The 21,416-nt window shown below is 61.6% G+C and carries 17 protein-coding genes; 5 read left to right on the plus strand and 12 right to left on the minus strand.

Going from position 1 to position 21,416, the window contains the following annotated elements:
- Positions 1-164 precede the first annotated feature (164 nt).
- Positions 165-2,339: a BREX system Lon protease-like protein BrxL gene (gene brxL / locus B5G02_RS09370; RefSeq protein WP_094336019.1), complete on the minus strand. Its 2,175-nt coding sequence runs from the start codon at positions 2,337-2,339 to the stop codon at positions 165-167.
- 5 nt (positions 2,340-2,344) lie between these two features.
- On the minus strand, positions 2,345-4,969 hold the full coding sequence (pglZ, locus tag B5G02_RS09375) for a BREX-1 system phosphatase PglZ type A (protein ID WP_094336020.1): 2,625 nt from the start codon (positions 4,967-4,969) through the stop codon (positions 2,345-2,347).
- A gap of 78 nt (positions 4,970-5,047) precedes the next feature.
- On the opposite strand from pglZ, the gene B5G02_RS09380 reads away from it, so the two are divergent.
- Together B5G02_RS09380 and B5G02_RS09385 are read left to right on the plus strand one after the other, a co-directional pair.
- Positions 5,048-5,347, plus strand: coding sequence for a type II toxin-antitoxin system Phd/YefM family antitoxin (locus B5G02_RS09380; RefSeq protein WP_094336021.1), 300 nt, complete (start codon positions 5,048-5,050; stop codon positions 5,345-5,347).
- Positions 5,337-5,672, plus strand: coding sequence for a type II toxin-antitoxin system RelE/ParE family toxin (locus tag B5G02_RS09385; RefSeq protein WP_094336022.1), 336 nt, complete (start codon positions 5,337-5,339; stop codon positions 5,670-5,672). Before B5G02_RS09380 ends, B5G02_RS09385 begins: the two co-directional genes overlap by 11 nt.
- Before the next feature lie 44 nt (positions 5,673-5,716).
- On the opposite strand, the gene B5G02_RS09390 is transcribed toward B5G02_RS09385, so the two are convergent.
- Positions 5,717-6,691: a hypothetical protein gene (locus B5G02_RS09390; RefSeq protein WP_094336023.1), complete on the minus strand. Its 975-nt coding sequence runs from the start codon at positions 6,689-6,691 to the stop codon at positions 5,717-5,719.
- 187 nt (positions 6,692-6,878) lie between these two features.
- Between B5G02_RS09390 and B5G02_RS09395 the strand changes: the two genes are divergently transcribed.
- Positions 6,879-7,562: a DUF3800 domain-containing protein gene (locus tag B5G02_RS09395; RefSeq protein ID WP_094336033.1), complete on the plus strand. Its 684-nt coding sequence runs from the start codon at positions 6,879-6,881 to the stop codon at positions 7,560-7,562.
- Positions 7,563-8,152: 590 nt separating this feature from the next.
- Here the strand turns inward: B5G02_RS09395 and B5G02_RS10085 are convergent.
- The 6 genes from B5G02_RS10085 to B5G02_RS09420 are packed head-to-tail and all read right to left on the minus strand — an operon-like array spanning position 8,153 to position 17,320.
- Positions 8,153-9,373, minus strand: a complete 1,221-nt coding sequence (locus tag B5G02_RS10085) for a hypothetical protein (RefSeq protein WP_143758308.1) — start codon at positions 9,371-9,373, stop codon at positions 8,153-8,155.
- Positions 9,367-9,864 (minus strand): hypothetical protein, encoded by a 498-nt coding sequence (locus B5G02_RS09400; protein WP_094336024.1) that lies wholly within the window; start codon positions 9,862-9,864, stop codon positions 9,367-9,369. The genes B5G02_RS10085 and B5G02_RS09400 overlap by 7 nt, the downstream gene beginning before the upstream one ends.
- A gap of 15 nt (positions 9,865-9,879) precedes the next feature.
- On the minus strand, positions 9,880-12,411 hold the full coding sequence (gene pglX, locus B5G02_RS09405) for a BREX-1 system adenine-specific DNA-methyltransferase PglX (RefSeq protein WP_094336025.1): 2,532 nt from the start codon (positions 12,409-12,411) through the stop codon (positions 9,880-9,882).
- A 27-nt stretch (positions 12,412-12,438) separates the two neighbouring features.
- Positions 12,439-16,044, minus strand: coding sequence for a BREX system P-loop protein BrxC (gene brxC / locus B5G02_RS09410; RefSeq protein WP_094336026.1), 3,606 nt, complete (start codon positions 16,042-16,044; stop codon positions 12,439-12,441).
- 38 nt (positions 16,045-16,082) lie between these two features.
- The gene (locus B5G02_RS09415) at positions 16,083-16,685 is read right to left on the minus strand and encodes a DUF1788 domain-containing protein (protein ID WP_094336027.1); all 603 of its coding nucleotides are present in this window, start codon (positions 16,683-16,685) and stop codon (positions 16,083-16,085) included.
- Positions 16,686-16,687: 2 nt separating this feature from the next.
- Positions 16,688-17,320 carry a DUF1819 family protein gene (locus tag B5G02_RS09420; RefSeq protein ID WP_094336028.1) on the minus strand — a complete coding sequence of 211 codons (633 nt, stop codon included), beginning with the start codon at positions 17,318-17,320 and terminating at the stop codon, positions 16,688-16,690.
- Between the two features lie 515 nt (positions 17,321-17,835).
- Between B5G02_RS09420 and B5G02_RS09425 the strand changes: the two genes are divergently transcribed.
- Positions 17,836-19,140, plus strand: coding sequence for an ATP-binding protein (locus B5G02_RS09425; protein WP_094336029.1), 1,305 nt, complete (start codon positions 17,836-17,838; stop codon positions 19,138-19,140).
- A 49-nt stretch (positions 19,141-19,189) separates the two neighbouring features.
- Positions 19,190-19,378 (plus strand): hypothetical protein, encoded by a 189-nt coding sequence (locus B5G02_RS09430; RefSeq protein WP_094336030.1) that lies wholly within the window; start codon positions 19,190-19,192, stop codon positions 19,376-19,378.
- Positions 19,379-19,446: 68 nt separating this feature from the next.
- Here B5G02_RS09430 and B5G02_RS09435 read toward each other — a convergent pair whose 3' ends face one another.
- The 3 genes from B5G02_RS09435 to B5G02_RS10345 all read right to left on the minus strand — a co-directional run.
- Positions 19,447-20,280, minus strand: a complete 834-nt coding sequence (locus B5G02_RS09435) for a hypothetical protein (RefSeq protein ID WP_094336031.1) — start codon at positions 20,278-20,280, stop codon at positions 19,447-19,449.
- Between the two features lie 173 nt (positions 20,281-20,453).
- On the minus strand, positions 20,454-21,095 hold the full coding sequence (locus B5G02_RS09440) for a hypothetical protein (RefSeq protein ID WP_094336032.1): 642 nt from the start codon (positions 21,093-21,095) through the stop codon (positions 20,454-20,456).
- A gap of 235 nt (positions 21,096-21,330) precedes the next feature.
- Positions 21,331-21,416 (minus strand): IS3 family transposase (locus B5G02_RS10345; protein WP_428843242.1); only part of this gene is annotated, 86 nt, incomplete at its 5' end.

Here is a 21,416-nt window from a genome sequence, read left to right on the forward strand (position 1 = left end):
CCGCGAACAGGTCCGCGGCGAGCGACCTCGCCGCGCGCCCGTGCCCGTACCGTAGGTCGATGGACATGAGAATGCCCCCCATCTCTCGGACCTCCATTTCCGTGTCCAAGAAACGGGGGGCGGTTCAATGACTCAGCGAGTCAAACGAACCCGTCCCCAATGACTCAGATGCCGAGGGCCTTCTGGGCGGCGGACACGATGTCGCCGGTGTTGTAGAACTCGGGCGACACGGAGCCGATGAGCTCGGGAGAGATGCCCTGCAGGTCCGCGATGGAGCTCATCGGCAGCAGCACGCGCTTCGCGCCGGCGTTCTTGGCGACGCGCATCACGTCCTCGAGGTTCGAGATGGGCTCGAGCGTGCCCGAGATGCGCAGGATGCCGGGGATGACGAGCCCAGGCATCACGGGGTGGTTCGCGGCTGCGGAGCACAGGCCGATGAACTCGGCGAGCGAGAGCTCCGCCGAGAGCCCCTTGTTCTGGATGTCGTTGTAGTAGAGCAGGTAGTTCTTCGACGCGATGTTCATGCCGCTCGCGAGGCGCGGCGCGTTCTGCTTGAACTGCTCGAACGCGGCGTTGAGGGAATCGCTCACGGGCTTGTTGTGCCCTACGCCCTCCACGCTGAACCGCATCTCGCCGGTCACCGCTTTGTTCTCGAGCTTGTACACCGCGGTCTCGTCGCCCACGGAGGTGCCGATGGCGAAGACGTGCCCGGGCATGAGCCCGCCCTCGGGGATGAGCGTATCGGACGCCTGCTCCGGCACGCGCACGACCACGGACTCGGAGGGGTTCTCCACGTCGACGTACCCCAGCTGCACATCGATGAACTCGATGCCCGCCATGATCTTGAGCTGCTCCTTCACGCGCCGCCGCCCCTCGATGGCGTACTCCAGCAGCATGCGCACGTCCTCCTTGCCCATCCGGCCATCGGGGAAGACGAGCTTCGCCAGGCCGGAGAACGTCTTGCGCACGCCGATCTCGTCGCGGCGGTTGAAGTCGCTGTTCAGGCGGAAGTACTGGTCGATGTAGTGCGTGAAGTCGCGTCGGCGCATCTCGTGGCAGAACTCGGAGAGACAGTCGGTGATGAGGCTGTAGCGCCCGGTGAGCAGGTCGGAGCGCATCTTGGGAACCTCCCAGCCGGGCAGGTAGCAGTGGATGCGGTCGAAGAAGGCGCTGTCGTTGTTGAACTCGGGCGGGAAGGGCTCGAAGAGGTGCGTCGTCTTCAGGATATTCGCGACGGAATCGTTGATGTTGCCCTCGAACACCATGGAGGCCTCGGCGTTGAACTGCTCGCGCCCGCGGCCGAACGTGCCGTTCGCCATGTAGCCCTTCATGATCTGAATGGCGTTCTCGTCCTTGTAGTGCATGCCGGCGACCTCGTCGAAGGCGATGCAGTCCCAATGCCCCACGAGGCCGATGCCGCCCGTGCGCGCCGTGTTGTTGGCGAAGAGCATGGCCGTGGTGGCCTGCCCGCCGGAAAGCAGGTAGGAGTAGGGCGAGACCTCGGTGTATATGTGCGATTTGCCCGTGCCGCGCGGCCCCAGCTCGCACAGGTTGTAGTTAAGCTCGATGAGCGGCACCATGCGCGTGAGGAAGTGCAGGCGCTCGCGGGGCGAGAGGACGCTCGGCTCGTAGCCGGCGGAGCGCAGGATGAGCGCGATCCACTCGTCGGTGGTGAAATCGGCGCGGTGGCTGATGAGCTCGTCCACGTCGAGGTTCGGCATCTGGATGGGCGTGAGGTCGAGGATATGGAACGGCGAGTTCTCCGGCCCCTTCTTCCCGGCCTGCGGCTTGAGCTTGGTGGCCGCCGCGGGATCCTCGCCGAAGACATCGGCGAGCGGATCCTCGACGGCATCCTCCGGGCGGAGGTACTGGATGCGCGCGATGCACCAGATACCGCCCGTGAGCATCTTGGTGTACTTGCGCACGTACTCGTCGGGCATGACGAACGGCTCGATGGCCAGGTTGGCGAGCTGCGCCACATAGAGGTCGCGGCGCTCGTCCAGCGAGGCGCTCACCTTGTCGATGATCGTGTACTGGCCGAGCTCGCGGATGCGCGACTTGATGACCTCGCTCTCCTCGGTGCGCACGTAGTTATCGGCGAGGATCTTGCGGATGCGGTCGAGCCCCGCCGCCAGCGCCTCGGGGTCGTCGGTGGCGCAGTACATGCCCAGCAGGTACTCGAGGACGAACGTGGGGATGCCCGCACCCCGCTTCATGAGTGCGGTGAGGTCCTTGCGCACGATCTTGCCGGGGAAGTTGCGCACGATCTTCTCGTCGAGCGCGTCCTTTTCATACGCGGGCGCTTCCGCCACGGGCGCGGTGATGTGTTCTTGTTCCATGGTCTCTACCATCCAAAATCAATCGAAGGGGCAAAGGAGATGCGGATGCGCAGCTCGCGCAGGCTCTGAACCGTCCCCGAGGCCGTGTTGCGCGCATAGAGGAAGTAGCGCTGGCTCTCGGAGGTCTGCACGCCGGGCTTCAGGCTCAGCTGCACGTGCGTCACGCGGCGGCGGGCGTCCTCGTCGGCGCGGTCGGCCACCACGAGCGCGGTGTCGGTCACGGGCGCTTGCGCGGCGTCGCCCACGAAGAGCTCGTAGGTGGCGGGGAGCACCTTGCCGCCCACGGGGTTCTCCTGCAGCAGCTCGAGGGTGAAGATGCTGTTGGAGATGGTGTCGATCTGCGAGACGAGCGAGATGCCCGCGGGCGCGTTCTCCACGTAGCCCCTCGAGCCGGCGCGCTTGTTGGTGAAGCGCAGCACCGGTACGCACAGCTCCTGCAGCGAGATGCCGCCGTGCACGTAGTTCTCGCCGCCGCCGGGCTGGCGCAGGCGCATGCACTCGCGCGGCGCGAAGCCCACGAGCGCGTCCGCTCCGCCCGCGCCCGAGGCGGGGAGCGCCACCTGGACGAGCGGGTCGGATGAGGCGCCCTCGCGCGCCACCACGTAGCGGCGGCCGGATTCCACGACCTCACCCGACACGTCGCTCAACACGGCGTGCTCGGACTCGGTGAGGGGGACGGCGGTGTACAGGAAGCCGTGATCGGCCGTCACGACTATGCCCGCCGCGTTGAACTCGCGCACGATGAGCTGCACGCAGGCGACGATCTCGTCGATCGCCTCGTCGCAGGCGGTGAACACCTTGCGCTCGGTGGCGGGCTTGTCGCCTATGGCGTCGATGGTGTCGTGGTAGATGTACACCACGTCCGCGTCGTCCACGCGCTTGCGGCGCTCCGCGCGGGTCATGTCGTTCACGAACTCGTCGTAGCGCACGGCCACGCCTGAGGGGTAGTGCGCGCGGATGGCCTGCTCGCGCGCTTTGCACGTGGGGACTTCCCGCCCATCCGCCATCACCGCGAGGCCGTGCCCGGGCGGCGGAACCTCTGCCATGGTGAACGAGCCCTTGGGCAGCAGCGCCGTCATACCGCACTTCGTGATCGACGGGAACTCCGCCTGCATGGCGCCGAGCGCGCACGACCCCTTGGTCTCGCGCTCCAGGCGCTCGCACAGCTCGGAGGCCACCTCGTAGCGCAGCGCGTCCGAGATGATCACCCATGCGCGCTTGCTCGACCGCGCGAGCGGCCCCACCTCGGCCAGGTCGAAGTCAACCTGGCGCGGGATGCCGTCGGCATAGCCCTGCGCGAGCAGGTTCGCCTCGGCCGCGCCCGTCCAGCGCCGCGCGAGCTCCTTGAGGAACCATCCCTTGTAGAGGTTCTCCATGGCATCGGTGCAGGAGCGGAAGTCCTCGTCGAGGTTGTACGCGACGCCGTCGCTCTCGCGCAGGGCGTGGGTGAGCGCCACGTGCAGGTCGCGGTACCAGCGATCCATCTGGTAGCCGTGCTCCGTGTAGAAGCGCCACACCTGCTCCGCGGCGCCGGGCGCCAGGGTGGGGCCGTGGTCGCGGTAGAAGCGCTGCATGTTCGCCGCCGCGATGACGCCCTCGTAGAAGCTCGAGAACGTCGGGTACCACGCGGTGTTGCGCCGGCTCGCGGCTGCGTCCAGCACGGCGTCGACATGCTCCGCGCTCGCGCTCACCATGTCGAACAGGCGGCGCAGGATGACGGCGTCGATGCAGGGGAGGATATCGGCATAGTCGAGGTCCTCGGTCGCGACGCTGCCCAGCACAAGCTCCATGTTGGTGGCCTGCTCCACCGCCCTGCACAGGGAGAACAGCTCCTCGCGCTGGTCGCTGTGCACCCATTCGCTGAAGACCGCGTGGCAGAACGTCGCGTGCGGCAGAGAGTAGCAGGCGCTCAGCGGTTCGAGCGCGCGCTCCGGCAGGCGCGGTGCGAGGGCGCTCAGCAGCACGTGCTGGATGAGCGCCGCGGCATCGGCGACATCCCCGGTGAAGCCCGTCCATGCGCGCACCGCCGCGGTGAACGACGCCTGCGCGCCCGCGACGTCGAGCGCTTCGAGCAGCTGTGCGGTGCCCTCGTCCTCGGCGCCGGTGAGGTAGGTGCGCAGGAGCGCCACCGGATCCGCTTCCGGCGCTCCCAGGGCGACGGCCATGATGGCCACCTCGAGCTCCTGCGGCGTGGCGCATGTCTCCGCGAGCTTCCCGATGCGCTTCATGTTGGTCTTCTTGGCAAGGAAGGCGCGGTGAGCCTGCAGCGCCTCGCGCATCTCCGGAGTATCCGGCGCGCCCAGCTCGCGCAGTTGCACGCTCGCGTAATCGGCTGAGAAGCTCTGCGAGCGCGCCTCCACATCCGCGAACCAGTCGCCGTCGAGCCGGCGCAGGCAGCGGCGGTACAGCAGGATGCGCTGGCCGTCCAGGTTCTCGTTCAGGCGGCATTTGAGCGCGAACCGGCTCCCGTCCTCCTCGCGGATGACCTCCACGCCGGGCAGGTCGAGGGTGTCAAGCGTCTCGGTGAAGGAGCCGTCGGGATCGTGCCATACCACGATGGCGCCTCCCTGCGCAGAATCCTGCGCGCCGAAGAGGCGCTGCAACTCGGATTGAATGTCGGTGGTTCTCATCTCGCTTTGCTCCTACCATTGTGTTTCATCGCAATGTACATATAATTTTTGGTAACTTCTTATGTATGGAGGTAACCCATGCCAACGGTTCGCCCTATCTCGGATCTGCAGCGCAACTTCGGCGCCATCGCGTCCGAATGTCACGAGACCAAGCGCCCGGTGTACCTGACCAAGAACGGGTCGGCTTCGCTCGTGGTGATGGACGCCGAGGAGTTTGACGAGCGCTATGCTGCGTTCGACAGCCTTCGCGAGCATGAGGAACGCGTGCAGCGTGCCATCGCGCGCGGATACGACGATATGCTGAACGGCCGGACGCGCACGTGGGCTCAGGCAAAGGCAGACGCAGACCGCATCCGGCAGGCGCGCCATGGGGCGTGAGCAGGTGCGGGACGCGGACGCACGCGAGCCCTACGAGGTATCGCTTACCGATGAAGCCGTGTACGCCTATGCGAGCATCGCGTCCGACCGCATCTACGAGCGTGTGGGGGAGCTGATCGATACCCTTGCGCGGTTCCCCTACTACGGGCAGGTATACGAGCCCTACTACACCGCAGCGCGGCCTCCGGTGCCGTGCCGCGTCCTGTTTTGCGCGCAGTACGGCATCTACTACTGCGTCGACGATGCGCGCCGCGAGGTGACCGTTTTGGCGATCGAAGACGAGCGGCGCGACCCGCGTCGGCGATTCAGCGCAAACAGTGTGTGATGTTTGAGCGGTGTGTTGGGGCATAGGGTTCACGAACGCGTTCCTTACTTGATCTTCGCGAGCACGTCGCCGAACTTCGGGTAGTTCACCTTCACGCCGTCGTCGAGGTCGATGGCGATCATCTGGTCGGCGAGGGCATGCACCTTCTCCTCGAAGGTGCGGAGCTCGGTTTGCTGGGCGAGGAGCCGCTTCTCCTCCTTGGCGAGCGCTGCTTTCTGGCGGCCGTTCGCAGCGTCCTCGGCGGCGGCGATGTCGTCCAGCCGGGCGCGCAGGCGCTCCTGCTGCGGGTGCACGTAGGCGGTGCGTAGATGCGCGAAGAAATCCGGCTGGTAGCGGTGCATGTAGAAGAGGGCGCGGAAGCTACCCTTCTTGCCGGCGTCGAGCAGCCAGTAGATGGGGCGCTTCTTGTACGTCTTGCAGTGGTCGGCGAAGAACTCCTTCTGGAAGTACGCGCGCACGGTCTCGCGCGGGGTGCCCTTGGCGGCGGGGGAGAGGGCGTCGGCCACGAAGCGCAGGTTTTCCTCGAGCGTCTCCGCGCCATAGGCCGCCACGAGGAAGCGCTCGAAGAGCGTGCAGATGTCGTTCTCGAAGTAGGCGTCGTCCGTGATGGGCAGGACGTTGTCTGCCACAGGCATGAAGCTCACGTGCGCAGGGTCGGGCATCTTGGCGAGGTATTCGTTCACGGTGTCGCCCTGGTTGGCGAGCACCAGGCCGACCACGTCGAGCGAGTAGCGGCCGAACATGCAGCCCACGGCATAGGAGATGAGCGAGACGATCTCGTCGCGCATGGTGCGGACGTAGTTGTTGCCCTTGAAGCTCTCGGGGATCTCGTCGGCCGTGTCGAAGACCCGCGCGACCGAGACGTACTTGTCCTCGACCTCAATGGGCACCTCGCCCACCATGTTGTAGATCTCCGCGAAGATGCGATTGAGCTCTTCCTCGTTGGCTTTGAGCTGGTCGAAGCGCGCATTGACCTCGGCCTTGTGCGCCTCGTACTTGTCGCGGATGAGGGTTGCCATGCTATGCCGCCTTTCTATGTGAAGAACAGGTGTTCGTGTCTATGATGGAGAACATGTGTTCGTATTTTGGTATGATTGAATTGCCGAACCGGCGTGTGGTATAACGTAGGTGGTCTTCCCCACAAGGAGGGCCTCCGACAGCCGGGGGTTTTCCCCCGGCATTTTTGTTATTGGGGGCGTGGGGACTATGAGGGATCTTTCCATATTCGTTGATGAGTCCGGCGATCCCGGTACCGAATCCAAGTACTACCTCATAGTTCTCGTATTCCATGAACAAAGCGAGGGATTTGCTCGATATGAGGCGGACTATCGCAATGCCCTGAATAGGAAGGGGCTTAGGGATATCCCTCTCCATCTCTCGCCGCTGCTTAACGGGAACGACGGATACAAAGGAATGGATGTTGAGGAGCGCAAGAAGCACCTCGCAGCGTTCCGCGTCTTTCTGCAGTACCTCCCGTTTAGGTATGCGGCGTTTTCCTATAAGAAGTCTGAACTTGATGACAACATGATGGCGCCACGTGGCACAATCAAGCGCATCAGGCGGGATATCGCTGTCTTCCTGCTTGATCACCTTGATTATCTGCAACAATTCGATGAAGTTAAGGTCTATTACGACAACGGGCAGACCTTGGTTACTCAAACGCTGCATGATGCCGTCGAGTTCGCATTGTCCAAGGAGGCCATTGTTTATCGCGATGCGTCGCCTACGCGCTATCGACTTTCCCAGGTTGCCGATTACATCTGCACGCTCGAGCTCGAAGCGCTCAAGTACGCAAACTCCGAGACAGGAAGCACCGATCAGCTCTTCTTTGGCATGCGCAAACGGTTCGAAAAGGACTTCCTGAAGAAGCTGCGCAAGCATCGCCTGTAGTGATTGAGCCTGGCGGTTCTCGTCATCAAGCTTCTGAACGAGGCAATTAAGCGTGCATTCAAGGCTCGTGAATGCATATGTGAGAGGAGGAAGAAGGGCTACCACCGCTAAGCGGTAGGCAGCCCCCACCCAAATCAAGCGGTGCTGCCTGAGATCCCCATCGCAAGCAGCCGCTTGCCGCATTGTAGCATGGGTGATTCCGTCGCGTGAACTAGCCGTTACCTCACAAGATTTCACTTTGAGCTTGTCTAAATTTGTAAAGTATGACATGCCGAATGGAAGGGTTTGCTGTCGACGGGCAACAAGACCAAGTTGCAGCATGTGCACCTGTGCTGGCATGGTCTGGCCGTAAGGGTGGGCTTCCAAGAAAATCATCGATTCTAAGGGATGGGAAGCTTCCGACCAATTCAAACGGCACAGTTTGTGATTCCAGCCGTAGCTTCTTCTATTCCACATAAGTAATAGGGCGTGGCCGCGCGCCCTAGTTTTGACCATCTTGGTTACGCGTTTGAGAGAGGGCGTATTATGCGGCATCGGTAGTGTCCTGTAGGATGCAGGGCATTCCACAGCTTTGCAATCGGCCAGCGTATTCACTTATATTCCTTACCGATTGATAAGCTATCACGAACACTATGGAACGCATTATTCTTATTGATGCAAATAATCTCGCATTTCTTCTCTAGCGTATGCACGTCAACTCTGAGGCTTTGAGACAAGTCCTTCTTGAAGGAGCTCGGATTATATGGTTCGTCTGAATCTAGGTATTTGAAGTAAGTCATTGAGCCGTGCGACAAATAGTCTCGAATCATCGCCGCGATATGGGCGTCGTCCTCGCAAAATGAGTAACCAAGAACAAAAAGATGCGAACAATTGTCGAGCACGCTTAATGTTTTCGAATAAATCCTAAGCTGGTATGAATTGATAATTGGCTTAATTGGAGATCTGGTCATTAGGAATGGAAAAGGAGCATCAACGCTATCCGTCGACTGAGAGTTCTTCCTGCAATCGAAACAATCGAGCGTAGATGCCGATTCGAAGTGGGCAAGAGATCCAGACAAGAAAAGACAGTCATCAGGGTCTTTTGTTAGAGCGGTAACGAATGGCGTGTAATTGGTTGTAATCACATAGTCCGGCACATGTCGAAGCTGGCCGAAGTAATTCTCCCTAGATAAAATCAACTCTTGGACAAAATCCATAGACCAAACGGTTTTCGTAACATAGTCAAGATGGTTTAGCACATATTCAAATGAATCATCCAGCCCTCTTGTTTTCGCAGCATCTGTGAGGAGAAGGGGACGAATGATGGAGAAATATGCGCTCCAATAATAATTAATGAGCTTCCAGAAATTGTCGGGGTGGTTTTTTGGGGTCAGGATGCTGGAGTAAAGAGATTCCAGTGTTCCGTAGTACGAATCCAATGGCAGTGAAAAAAGAGCGTCAGATTTTTCCTGCATCTCGCCTTCATCACTTGCTTTAATTATTAGGGTGTCAAAAAGTCGCTTGTAATCGTCTTTGCTCAGCTCTCGTTGATAGAGCTCTTCAATTGAGATTTCCATTAGATCGGCTAGAACCTGAGGCCTTTCGTTTCTGATTCCTTTAATCAGTTGATGGAATACGTGTGAAGCGGCTATAAAATGAAACACGCGCTTATACTGTGGCAAGTTTTTGCCATGAGATCCGTAGTAACTTTTAAGCGCATCGAGCATATGATCATTCTTTGTGAAATATGTATCCAGCAGAAATTTATTTCCGCTGGGTATACCGAAGTCGATTTCTGCCCCGGCTCCAACTAAGAAAACCTTGCCTAACATGTCACAACCTCATCAGTTTGATTGGCATGGTTGATGATTCGCTTTTTTGGTTTGCCGAAGACAAGGGCGCCTGATTGAGAATCGAAGGATATTGAAGAAGTCAGTTCGATGGATTCATTTAGTTTTTTCGACTCGAGCGTAGCAACAACCTCTGCGCTTTCCAAAGAATCGCGCACGATCCCTTGGCTGACTCGTCCTTTTGAGATGAAGGTTAGCTTGTGGCGAATGATGTTGCCGTCAAATTGGACACAGAATGGCGTCTGTTTTTGTGACCAAAGAGTTCGATTTGGCGAGTCATCATTTTGCGTGAGGACAACATCTTGAACGATGATGCCGAGATCCGGCGCGTCATCCATTGGGATGGCATAAGATGCAACAATTTCCAAATGAAGAACGGTGGAGTCTGTTGCCTCATCATATTTGATGTCATCTTTTTGAATGAGGTTAAACCCGAAGGAAAAGTAGCGTTCAAACAGTTCGAATTTGTCCATCAGTAAACCTTCTTTCTAGACAAGAGGGCTGCATTTGAAGTCCCAAGAGGTCTCTTGGGAGTCCCAATCTTGCTTGGAGAGCTGAATGCATTGTTCTGCAATCTGATTTACAGGGTCGGGTAGAAGACGCTCATAAGGAATCAAGGCGATATCCCCTACCTCAAAAGACAGTCCGGGACTTAAGAGATTGAAGAAAGAAGTCGCAACGCTAGAGCATAGAAAAGCTAATAAATTGGGAAGACCGTTCTCGTTTTCGAGAAAAATCATGGATCCCGCCGCATCAAATGTGAATATGTCGCTGCAATAGCGGACTCCAAAACGTCCTGAACTGATGTTTGTATAAGTTAGTCCCTTTTTGAAGAAGTACGACAGGTTTTGCGGACGAGACCTCAATCGCCCCTTCTCATCTGTGAAATGTTTGATTTCAAAACCATCTTTCTCCCAGTTGAGCAAGTAATCATTGTTGCCATACCACAACCGGAAGTCCCCGCCCTTATTGCACGGAAACCATTTAGTACCATTCCAAATACTGCAGTTATCCTGTTTGACCTCAAACCACATTCTTAGGAAGCGGGCATTGTCTCCAGTCTTAATTCCCTGTTTCGGGTTTGCGATTGTTCCAAGTAGTGGTTTATTTAAGAACGCGTCATGCATCGCCTCGCTTGCCCAGTAGGCGATGGGGGAGCCGGGGATGTCGTGGAAGGTGGTGGCGTCGGCTCGGTAGAAGTAGCCGCAGTCGGGGTTTTGGATGGCTTCGAGAGTTTTCGGCTTTTGAAGCGAATGATGATCGAAATCGTTTAAGCGAATGTATGCACCCTTAGCTCCATCAGTGTGGCCTTCAGTGAACACACCGGTGCATACTTGCGCGGCAATGCCCTTGAACCCGTGTACGGAGAGCTGGACAAGTGTGGCGATGCCATGCCTATCGATAATCGCGTTGCGAAGCGATTCAAATGAAGAAAGGAACATCCAGCTGTTGGTTCCGGTGATTCCGGCATAACCGTCTGGCTCAAGCATGCTAAAGATGCGCTCGATGAACGCCGTGCACAGATCCTTGCAGCTGTCGGGATAGTGCTTCTTCATCCATTTGCTCATGAACGGGTTGAAGCTGCTGCCGCCCATGTACGGCGGGTTGGCGACCACTACGTCGAAGCGGCGTGCGAGCGTGCGGCACATGCCAAGCGCACGCTCCACGCGCGCGCTCGTATGCGAGGCGAAGATAGTGTCATTTGCGTTTTCGGCGAGCTCGCTCTCAAGCGCGGCGATGTCGTCCTCACCCGGCGCGAGCAGGCTGCCGATCTCGCTCAGGTGCGCTAGCCCCTCAAGCAGTTCGCTTCGCTCGCGCAGGGGGCTTTCGGACGCGAGGCCATCGGCATCGATCTCCACGCTTTCCAGCACCCGAACATCCGCCCGCACGCCGCGCGTGAAGAAGCGGCGGTCGTGCTCGCGGGCGCACATGGCGAGCGCCAACTCGGCGATCTGCGCGGCGCGCGGATCGATCTCCATGCCGGAGAGGTTCTTCTCCAAGATGAGCGACGGAATCTCGCGCTCGCGGTAGCCGCGCTCCTGGTACATGGCGAACAGCAGGCGGAATGCGTACACCAGGATATGCCCCGAGCCGCATGCCGGGTCGCAGAAGGTGATGTCCTCCGGCCCGGATATGCGGATGACGTCCTCGTGCTCCTCGTCCGGTGCGATGTAGTACTCCATGAGGCGGTCGGCGGGGTCTGCTGCCTGCGCGCGCTCGGCGAGGCGACTCTCGGGGAAGTTGAGCATCCACAGCCGTCCGAGCGAGTTGTCCACCATGTAGCGCACGATCCAGTCGGGCGTGAAGAGCTGTGTGGCGGGCGGGATGTCTTCCACGGCCGCTTTGCGCTTGCTATCGAAGTACGCGCGTTTGAGCTCACTGTTGTAGAACTGGTACATCCATCCCATGACCTCGACGTCGTGCCAGGTCTCCTCCGGGATGTCCGCTACCAGGTGGTAGAGCACGCTGTTCTCGTCTTTGTCGAGCAGGTTATGCGGCAGCAGGAGGGCGTCGTCGTCCACATGGTCGAACACGCTTGGCAGGGCGTCGGCCAGCTGGTCGCACTGCGCGATGAGGATGAGGCGAAAGAGCTCCTGTCGCTCACCGGCGATGGCGAGGTCGATCGCCTGGTCGCGGTCGAGCCCGGGCAGATCGAGCTCGCCGGGCGCCTGCAGGCACGCGGGGTTGAACGAGCCGTCCGTACCCGAGAGCATGCGGATGCCGCTCGGCAGGTAGCCGTGCAGCTCCATGTAGCGAATGCCCATGAAGCGGTTGAACCAGGTGTAGGCTTCCTGCTCCAGGAACGCCTCGTAGCCGACCTCCTCGATGCGCTTGAAGAGGTTGTCGCGCTGCTGGCGCTCGTTCGGTGAGAGCACATGCTCGCCGATGGCCTCGGCGCCGACGCCTGCCGTAGCGCGGCCGGCGTCGTCCAGCCCGTTGAGGACGCAGTTGGTGTGAACGGCCTCGATGAGCTTGTTGCGAGCCCAGGGGCAGAATTTCTCGAGCGGTTTGGTGTCCATATGCCTTCCTTCGGCCGCGGTGGTTCGCTAGTTCATCTGGATGGCGTCGTAGCCCTCGAGGTCGCGGAGCAGCTGCTCGCGAGCCTGCTGCAGGTACTGCTCGATCTCCTCCTCGTTGCGCAGGCGCTTGGGCTTGAAGACCTCGCTGCGCGGGACGAACCTGAGCTTCGGCTTGGGCGCCGGGGCGGGGGCAGCGGTTGTCCGCGCTCCCGTGCCCGCGGCGACGGGTGCGTCGCCGGTGCTCGCGCCGGTGCGTGCGGGCGAGACCGCCGGCGCGGCATGCCGCTCCTTCAAGCGGTCGCGTTCGGTCTCGATCTCGCTGTACAGCTTGTTCTGCGCCTGTTCCAAGCGCGTGCGCAGGGCATCGAGGTTGGCGAGCGAGTCGTAGTCCTTCGCATAGCCCTCGTAGGCAAGGCGCGTCTGCTCGATGCTCGGCAGCTTGACGTCGCATTCCTCGGCATACGCACGCGTCTCGGCGAAGACGTTCCCGATGCGCTCGAGCAGGTCCTCGCGCTTGGCCTTGAGCAGCTGGTCGTGCGCGGTGCGCACCGTCTGCACGGCGTCGGGGAGCTCCTTGATACGCCGATAGGGGCTCGGCAGGTCGACGACCTCGTCGATGAGCTTGAGCGCCGCGGTGGCCTCCTCGTTGGCGTCGAGGTAGTTCCGGTCGTTCTGCATGCTCTCCAGAAGCTGGCTCGCGCGGTCGAAGGCGTCGCGCTGCGCGAGGAAGAACGTGTCCACGTCCTCGAGGTCCTCAGCCGCATCGAGCAGGTCGTCATGCTTGCTCGCGATCGCGGTCAGCAAATCCGCCGGGTCCGCGCCCGCCGCCAGCACGTCCTTGAGCGCCTCGATGGCCTGCTCCACGGTGCGGCGGCCGGGGTAGCGGCTGTTGCGGCGATACTCCGTGTCCACAAGCTGCCGGAGCCCGTCCAGCCGCTCGATCAGCAGCTTGCGGGCGGCTGTGGCGAGCGCGTCCTCCTCGACGGGCAGGTTGTGCTCGCCGGTAAGCTCCTCCACCACCTGGCGCGCCCGCGCCCGTGTGCCCTCGGATACCGAGACACGTGCCTCTACCTGCACCTTATCGATCATGTTCCGCGCGCGCAGGTACGTGGCGCACTTGGGGTCGTGTGGGTCGACGGTCTTGCCGGCGTACATGAGCTTCACGCGCTTGCCCTCCATGAGCAGCGCCACCACGCCCGCGATGTCCTGCTCGCGCCAGCCGTAGGGCGCGTTCTGGTAACGCTTCTGGATGTCGCCCATGGTCACGGTGCGGTGGCGGCTCGCCTCGCCCTTGAGCATGCGCTCGACCTCGCCTACAGCTTCCTTGTTGGGCTCGATGCCGGGCAGCGCCTGCATGGCGCCGTTCAGGATCCTGCGGATGTCGTCGTCGCCGTCGTAGTTCGTGTCGATGAACGAGAGGTTGGGGTAGACCACGTTCACCAGGCGCGTGAGGCATTCCTCCATGGCCTTCTTCGCTGACGACGCCTTGGCGGGCGTGACCTGCTGGCCCTGCACGTAGAACTCGCCCTGGCGGATGGCCTGCTCCAAAAGGGAGCCCGCCTCGCGCTCCAGGCGGGTCTTCTCCTGCTGCTTGGAACGGATGATGGCCTGCTGGTTCTCGGGGAGGTTGCCGCGCACGAGCGTGCGGGTGAACTGCTCGATGCGCGCCGCCTCCCATAAGGGGCTCATGTAGTCGATCTCCTGGTTGGGCAGCACGATGGCCTCGCTGCCGCTCGAGCGCATGATGAGCTCCTCGCGCGTGGGGGCGTCCGAGCCGTCGATGCACGCGAGCACGCGCAGCACCAGGCCGCCGGGCGCGTTGACGCGCGTGCTGTCGATCCATTCCTCCACGGGGAACTGGTTTTTCTCCACCATGAGCTTGGGCGTGTCGAAGATCTCCTTGAAGAGGATCTCGCCCGCCTTGTGCGTGACCTGCGCGGTATCCACCTTGGTGCGCGCGATTTGGTTGGCGATCTCCTGCTCCTCGTCCGTGAGGAACTGGTAGCGGTTGCCGTTGCGCGCGATGTAGTTCTGATTGAGCAGGCGGTCGAGCGCGCCCTGCACCCGCTCGCTCAGCTCCATGCGGTTGGTGCGCACGTCGTCGGTCATGAGGGTCACGATGTTGTCGACCGTGGGCGCGACGTCGCGCTCGACCCAGCGCATGAGGAAGAGCAGCTTGAGCACTTCCACGTCGTAGGGCTCGAGTCCCTTGCCCTGTTCGGCGGCCTCCGCGGCGCGGTTGATCACGCGGCGGTGATAGCTTTCCAGGAAATCCTGCGCGCTGTCGTAGAAGCGCCAGAACGGCACGAGCGCATTCTCGTCCAGGTCCTCCACGCTCTGCGCCGCCTCTTGGAAGCCGGAGAGCATGGAGCGCTCGCCGCTCGAGAGGTGCTTGCCGGAATGCCCCTGCTTGCGCAGCTCGTTCATAACGTTTTGCAAGAGGGTGAACTGGTAGTTCACGAAGGGGAACGTTTCGGCGAAATCCTCGCCGCTGCTGAAGCCGCCCAGGTCGGCCTTGGCATCTCCGCTGAACGCGAAGAGGTTGCCCAACACGGCGGCGTTTTCCTGGTACTTCATGGTGAGCAGCTGCGCGGCGTCCGGCGTCTTGGCGAGCACGCGGCGCTTGATGACCTCACCCGCATCCGAGCTGGAAAGCGAGAGGCGCGTGTTGAAGCGGCCCTGGATCTTGGAGAAGTCGTCGCTCGCCACGGAGGTGATCTCGTCGATGGCTTCCTGGCCGGTCACGATCACCCACACGCGTCCGGCGCACTTGGACGCGATGCCCTCCACGATGGACTGCAGGTTGAGCATGAGGCTCGTGTCGCCGCCGATGTACTGGCCAACCTCGTCCACCATGAAGAGCAGACGGAACTGGCCGTCGTGATCCTGGGCGCGGCGCTCGGCGTAAGCGCGGATCTCGTTCGTGAGGGTGTCGATGGAGAGATCCTCGTCCTCGGTGGAGTCATACCAGCGCTCGGCTTCCTCGCGCGTCTGGAACCCGCAGGCGACGAGGGCCTCGATGAGGGGCTCGGACTTCGAGAGGAACGTGTTGCGCCACTCGAGCCACGGGTGGCCGCTCGCCTGCTCGTAGGCCGCGCGGAAGGCTTCCGTCTTGCCCTCGAGCTCGATGAGCGATTCCAGGCGCGCGAGCTTGAGGTTCGCGCCGTAGAAGCCCTGGTTCTCGTAAAACACGCGGTAGAACGTGCGCACCACGGCCGATTCGTCCTTGCCCGAGCCCTTCATGTCGATATTGAAGAGGATCGTCTCCGTGGGAACGCTGGCGGCGCGCACGGCCTTCGCGGCGAGCATGGGGTCCTCGAAGCGCGGCTCGATGTAGTCGAGCGCGTGCTTGCCGTTGACCTCGCGGTTTGAGAGCAGGTAGGAGAGCATCTTCAGGAAGTGCGATTTACCGGAGCCGAAGAAGCCCGAGATCCACACGCCGATCTTGTCCGTGGGGACGTCGAGCGCGCGCTCGTAGGCGTCGTAGAACGTGGAGAAGTGCCGGCGCAGCTCGCGCGTGACCACGTACTCCTCGAGCTCCTGCTGGATGATCTCGTCGCTGTTCTGGTCGATCTTGATGACGCCGTTGATGCTGCGGTCGATGTCGCGTTCAAACATATCGTGGATGCGCATGGGGTTCCCTTCTATCGGTTCTCGACTCGTTTGGGCTGTTAGAGCAGGGTGAAGGCGCGGTAGTAGTTGCCGTCGGCGATGGAGCCGAAGAGCCTGAGGCTCTGGCCGTCGTAGACGCCGGGATAGAACATCACGAGCGGCACCTCGCTTAAGACGGGCTGCGCGTTTTCGAGGATGTCGTGCGCGCGGGTGAAGGGGTAGACCTTGCCCACGCCGGTGATGAGCACCACGTCGCGCCCGGGGTTGGCGCCGCCGTATTCGCGCTCATAGCGCTCCGCCATGACGCGCACGTAGTCCTCCGGCATGGCGAGCTCTTTGATCTGCTGGAGCGCCATGGACGCCCCCCGGCGCTCCTCCAAGCGCTTGAGGTCGTCGAATGCCTCGTAGTACTCGCATATGGAGCAGAAGATGTCCCATAGGTCGAAGCGGACGATGCGCGCGGGAATCTCGCCCGCCCGCGATGCGCGCAGGAGCGCCTCGGTGCGTTCGCGCACCTCGTCTTCCTGCTTGGCGTCGTAGGGGAACACGAAGAAGGGGACCTCGTTGCCGAGCCCCTTGCCCTGCAGGAAGTTGGGGTCGCACAGCCGCGAGCGGATGAGCTCGAAGCTCATGGTGATCGAGGGGGATTCCGATGCGGTCATGTCTATCCTTCCATGCCGAAGACGCGCAGCACGGCGTCGTCGCCGTTCGCGCGCATGCAGAGCTCGAGGTCGTAGTCGAGGAGGAGGGGTTTGAGCTGCTCCGTCGCACGGTCGTACATGCCGCAGTTCACCAAGCAGGCCGTGAGCACCTGGCGCACCTTGTTGAGCGTGGCGTCGCTCCAGGTGGCGACCCGTTCGTTCTGGGCGCGCAGCCCCTCGAGGAAATCGGCGATCTCGTAGCGGTGCAGCGTGGTGTCGAGCGTCTCGAGTTTGCGGGCGACGAGGCAGAGCATGAAGTCCCACACCAGACGGTTGTCGCGCATCATGGCGTAGAGGTTCGTCTGGTTGTGCTGGTCGGGCGTGCCGTGCGCGACGAGGTCGATGGCGCGGACGCGCGTGTCCGGGTCGTTCGAGAGGGCGCGCAGGCGGCGGGCGCAGGCGCGCGTGATGGAGGCTTGCTCGCGCTCCGTGGGGTAGCAGAAGAGGTTCTGCGAGGTCACGCGCGCGACGAGGTCCACGTCTGCTGTGATGCCCTCGTCTGCCATGAGGCGGGCGACCGTGCGGGTCTCGTCGATGAGCCATTGTTCGCGGGTGATGGATCCGCGGTAGGTCTCCGGTGCGGTCGCGATGCTCATAGGGCGCCGCCTCGCAGGGTGGCGGCGGGATTCGCTGCGGTCATGACGATGGGCTCCTTGGCGCGTGCGGATGGGACGATACGTCCTAGATACCGCAGCGGCCAGCGGAAAAGTTGAGCAACAATGGTCGCCGGCAGCATGGATAGGCGAGCTGCACGAGGTATTCGATTGTGTTGTCGAGATGCCTGGGAAGGGCTGCTAGTTTTTACAACCCCCCCCCCTGCACTCATGCGCAGGGTTATGCAAGGTGGGCTCCCTTGTCTTGATGCACGTCGTGCACCTACCGATGGTACATTAAGTGCGGGGGTTTGCACCAGCGCGACGAGCTATCGGAGGCACCCAGAGTCATTGGGGACGGGTTCAAATGACTCACCGAGTCAAACGAACCCGTCCCCAGTGACTTACGGAAAATAACGTCCCGTGTGCCGATTATTTCTAGAAAAAATCGGCAATAATGACTATTATTTCAACTTCGAAGTCCGTATCATGCCGGACTCTGCAGGAGGTGACGCCTCATGAAGCGCAAGGTAACAGCTGCACTTGAGGCTTGGGCGGCCGAGCAGGGCAAGAAGCCGCTCGTCCTGTTCGGTGCTCGTCAGACGGGGAAGACCACGTCGGTGCTCGAGTTCGGTGCGACGCGCTATCAAAGCGTCGTGCATGTCGATTTTGTTCGACAGCCCGCGCTCAAGGCTGCCTTCGAGCGCAGTCTCGACCCCAAAGACATCGTCCAGCTCCTTGCCGCCTTGCTCAGGCGTAGCATCGAACCGGAAGGAACGCTGCTCTTCTTCGATGAGGTGCAGGAATGCGACCAGGCGATCGCATCGCTCAAGTATTTCCACCAAGACGCCCCGGAATACGATGTGATCGCGGCGGGCAGTTTGCTGGGCGTGCACGTGGCGCGGCACGGGTCGTTTCCCGTTGGATACGTGGACATGCTCACCATGCATCCCATGGACTTCGAGGAATTCTGCTGGGCGATGGGGGAGGAGCGCGCGTTCGATGTGGTGCGCGCAAGCTTCGCGTCTCGGATGAGCTGCCCGCTCCATGATCGCATGATGGAGCTCTATCGTGACTATCTGCTTGTGGGTGGCATGCCCGAGGTCGTGGCGCTGTGGGCTCAGGGGGCGTCGCTTGAACGCGTGCGCCGGGGGCAGCGCGACATCTCGACTGCGTATGTTGCCGACATGACCAAGTACGCGACCGCCGCGGACGCTGCGAAAATCGTCACGACATGGGATAGCCTGCCCGCTCAGCTCGCGAAAGAGAGCGGATCGACGAAGTTTATGTGGCGCTACGTCGCAAGCGGCGCTAAGGCCGATCGTTACCAGACCGCGGTGGATTGGCTGGTGGCTGCCGGTATCGTGTCTCAATGCACCCAGGTGAGCGATGGGCGGTCTCCGCTCAAGTCATTCGAGAATCCCGCGTCGTTCAAACTATATGCGGCAGATACGGGACTGCTCTCCTGCGCATACGACGCTACGCCTGCGGACTTCGGAACCGCCGATCGCGCAACGGGTCGCTTTCGCGGGGGCATGGCGGAGAACTACGTGATGCAGCAGCTCGTTGCTTCGCACATTCAGCCGTATTATTGGGGCATGCAGAGCACGTACGAGGTCGAGTTCGTGGTGAGCCTTGGAGGGGCGATCGTGCCCATCGAGGTGAAATCCGGCAGAAGGGTACGTTCGACCAGCGCCGCGCGCTTTGCCGAGAAGTACGGCTGTCCGATAATTGTGCGCGTGTCGGCCAAGGATTTCGGTTTCGACGGAACCGTGTTCAGCGTGCCGCTTTACGCGGCGGCGTTGGTGGGAGAGCTTGCGTGAGTTTGAGCGGGGGCAGGTAATTCGGCAGGAGATTCGACAGGAGGCGCCCATGGACGAGCATATCGAAATCGATGTCGACCAGCTGCGCGAGGCGCTCATCGACGAGACGGGGCCGGCGGCGTTTGTCGGCATGCCGTGGGCGATGGCGGACGTCGTAGCGCTCGAGGAGGCCGACCCGGAGGAGCTCGTTCGCGAGGCCGAGCGCCGCGGCTGGGATCTGCGCCGCTTCGAGGTGTGAGCCAGTGGGGACGGGTTCAAATGACTCACTGAGTCAAACGAACCCGTCCCCAATGACTCGACGCCGCGCTACTGCCGCGCACCGCAGCTGCAGTACTGGTAGTCCACGTAGGACTCGGTCTCGTAATGACCTTGATCCTCCTGGTGCGAGCCGACCTGCACCTGGACGGTCTTCGAGACGTTCTGGTAGTTGGCGTAGTACACGCCGTTATACAGGCCGTTCTCGTCGGCGTTCTTGATGCCGGTGCGGATGATGTCCTGCAGGTCGGCCGTGGTGAAGCCGTTCTCGAACCAGTAGGTGGGGCCGTTCGCTACATAGGTGCCGTCGCCGCTCATCGTGTAGAAGCGCGCGCCGTAGACGGTCTGCGTTTCGTAGTCGGGGACGGTGACCATGTTGGAGACCCACACCTGGCGGGTGGCGGTGTGGTTCTTCCAGCTATGGGTATGCGAAGCGGACGAGCCGGAGCCCGCGGTAGCAGAGCCGGAGCTGTTGGAGCCGGTGCCGGCCGAACCAGACTCGGACGCGCCCGCGCTCGAGGATGAGCTGGATGCGCTCGCGGAGCTACCCGCGGCAGAAGAGTCCCGCCCGTCAGAGGTTTTCGCCGAGGATTCGTCCTTGTCATCCGCGTCGCTGGAGCTGGCTCTCTCGCCCGCGGGGACGCTGCCGTCGGCCTTCGCGGCATCGTCGGCAAGTCCGCCCTGCGGCGCCTCTGCCGAGCTGCTCGTGCGCGCCGCCTCGGTCGGGACGGGCAGCGTGACAACGCCCGTTACCGCGAGCACGATGGCGAGCGCCAGCACGGCCACGATGGCCCCACCGGCGATGAGCTGAGCGCGATGGCTCCTGGCCCATGTGTCGTGCCCACGCGTCGTGGCGGTGAACCAGCTCTTGCATCGATCGAACATAGAACGTCTCCTTTCGTTCCTTGCGGCGAGACATACGCGTCCCGCTGCACGCGCCTTTTGCGCGTCCTGAAAGGATCCGATCGATATTCGGTTTTCCGACGGCGAGCCCTCCGCGCCGGCGGGGATGCCGGGGCTTCAATCGCCCAATTTCGGCATCCCCGCGCGGCGGGGCTTTAGCGCTTGCGGAAGTTCGCAGCCGCCCGGTCGACGAGCGTGGGCTTACCGGCCCTTGCGAGCTCGTCGTTCACGCGACGGAGCTCCTGCACCTTGCCGTCGACCCGGTGGAAGACGAAGAGTGCGAGACCCGGCATGGCCCAGCAGGAAAGCGCGACGTTGAGGTCGGCCGCGATGAGCATGTCCAGCGTCGCGGCGCCGGAGGCGAGGCCCTCGACCCAGCCGCACTGCAGCAGCGCATAGGGGATGAACAGGATGAGATAGCAAACGAGCAGCTTGAGCGCGTAGCCGCGGTGCCGCGCGAACGTGAGCACCAGCGCGATCAGCAGCGCGGCGAGGGAGAGCAGCATCGGGGCGGCGATGAGCAGCGTCTCCGGCGTGATGCCGAACTGGTCGAATAGCTGGGGCAGGAAGGCGTACGCGCGGCCCCAGGTGAACGCCACGGCGAAGGGGAGCGCCACGAGGCACGCGATGAACGCGACCTTGGTGAGCAGGCCCAGGCCGAAGAAGAACATGAGGAAGAACAGGATGGGCGTGAAGAAGTGAACGAGATGCACCCCAGCGGCAGCGCCGACGGCTCCACCCAGGAAGGTGGCGCAGAGATCGGCGAAGAAGGATTCATCGTTCCAGTTGTTTTGCATCAGATTGCTCCTTTCATCCGGCGTCGAGACATGCGAAACGACTCGACCATGAGAATCCTGAAAATGAAAGGGCGATATACGATTCCGCGGAACGTCCCGCGTCTGTGCGAGCACAGTGTAGCCCCATTCAATCGCGCTGTCCACACCTTTTTCGCGAGTCATTGGGGACGGGTTCATCTGACTCACTGAGTCAATGAACTGCACCCCAAAACTTGGACGCGTTAAATCATAACCGCTAAGCGGCCTCGCGGAGGGCCAGCTCCCGGAACTCCGCCGGGGTCAGGCCCTTCAGCTTGACCTGCCGCCTCACGTGGTTCCAGT

It is taken from the genome of [Collinsella] massiliensis (genome assembly GCF_002161605.1).
Lineage (GTDB): Bacteria > Actinomycetota > Coriobacteriia > Coriobacteriales > Coriobacteriaceae > Enorma.